The sequence below is a fragment of the Caballeronia sordidicola genome (assembly GCF_002220365.1).
GTDB lineage: Bacteria > Pseudomonadota > Gammaproteobacteria > Burkholderiales > Burkholderiaceae > Caballeronia > Caballeronia sordidicola_C.
The window spans coordinates 1-1,170 of sequence record NZ_MTHB01000074.1; the positions used below are offsets into that span (position 1 = coordinate 1).

Below are 1,170 nucleotides of genomic sequence, written 5' to 3' on the forward strand. Positions count from 1 at the left end.
TCGCAAGCATCGCAGATCCACGTCCGGGACCAACATATCGAAGGGCAGTCACGGCGTACCGAACACCGACGTTTTAACGAGATGTTCATGCTGCATTGCTCGACCTCACCGTTCTATCCGCTGTTCGCGTGTCTCGACGTGGATGCGCAGATGCACAAGGGACGAAATGGACAGGTGCTGTGGGACGACACCGTACGGATCGGCATCGAGACCCGTAAAAAGCTGCGTGCACTTAAGTCCAAGCTCACCGCCGAAGCAAAGGATGAGCGCACTGCTTGGTTCTTCGATCCGTTTGTGCCCGATGTCGTGACGCTCAAGGGCTCGCACGCGAGCCCCGATCTCGACGCAGTCGCATGGGAGGATATCCCAACTGACGTGCTTGCCCGTGAGCAGGCATGCTGGGCACTCATGCCGGGCGCGCGCTGGCACGGCTTCCGTCACGCTGCGCCCGACTGGGCAATGACGGATCCCAACAAACTGACGCTGATCACGCCCGGATTCGATCGGCAGACCGGTGAGTACAGCAAGTTCGGAATACCCGCGACACTGTTGGCCGCGTACCTTCGGGAGCACAACATCGTGGCGGAGAAGTGCGACCTCACCAGCATCTTGTTCCTGCTAACGCCTGCGGTCGAGCCTGGCAAGAGTGCTTCCTTGATCTCCCATCTGGTCGGGTTCAAGACGCTATACGACACGGACGCTCCTCTTGAGGACGTGTTACCGACGACGCTTGCGCGCTACCCGGAGCGATATAGCGGCTACACGCTCCAGCGACTGTGCGATGAGATGCACCAGTTCTATCGCGAGCGCAACGTCACGGAGCTGCAGCGCCTGTGCTTTCGCAGCGAGCACTTCCCGAAACAGGCAATGTCGGTGCAGCAGGCCACAGAGGCGTTCGTGGGCAACCGCGTCGACTACTTGCCGCTCGCGAAGTGTCAGGGGCGGATCGCGGCAGTGCTCGCGCTCATCTACCCGCCCGGCATCGGCATCGTCGTACCCGGCGAGCGTTTTGACGAGCGGGCGCAACCGATGCTCGACTATTTTCTCGTCTTCGAGGAGGCGTTCAACCGCTTTCCTGGCTTTGAGTTTGAGGTACAGGGCGTCTACGCCGACGATGTCGACGGGAAGGTCGTGCTCCATACCTACGTTGTGAAGGAATAGGCATGTTGA

Annotated in this window: 1 pseudogene; it reads left to right on the top strand. The window is 60.1% G+C overall.

Going from position 1 to position 1,170, the window contains the following annotated elements:
• Positions 1-1,161: pseudogene (locus BSU04_RS12420) on the top strand (amino acid decarboxylase); the annotation flags it as partial.
• Between the last annotated feature and the right edge of the window lie 9 nt (positions 1,162-1,170).